At 38.5% G+C, this 423-nt stretch carries 1 pseudogene; it reads left to right on the top strand.

Annotated features, from left to right (window positions below):
- Positions 1-423, top strand: a pseudogene (locus AC4AGG_RS16825) (hypothetical protein); the annotation flags it as partial.

The following is a 423-nucleotide window of genomic DNA, read 5'->3' as shown; positions in this document are numbered from 1 at the left end:
GGGTGGTACTTTTACATTACCTACAACATCTGATAATGGAATAGCTGGAACTTGGTCTCCTGCAATTAATAATCAAGCGACTACCACTTATACGTTTACTCCTGCATCAGGATTATGTGCCAATACCGCAACAATGACAGTGAATGTTAATCCTAATGCTAGTCTAGTTTTATCATCAGGATCAACCTCTCAAACGGTAGATATTAATGCTCCAATTTCTCCAATCGTTTATACATTGGGTAATGGAGCTACAGGAGCAACTGTTATAGGTCTGCCAGATGGAGTAACTTACGCTTTACAAGCTAATGCTATTACTATCAGTGGTACACCAACAGTAACAGGAACTTTCAGTTATACTATTTCAACAGTTGGTGGTTGTGGAGTAGCAAATTCACAAGGAACAATTACTATTATAGCAGCAAG

Source organism: Chryseobacterium sp. CG10_8 (assembly GCF_058117085.1).
This window is presented reverse-complemented; position numbering and strand designations above follow the sequence as displayed.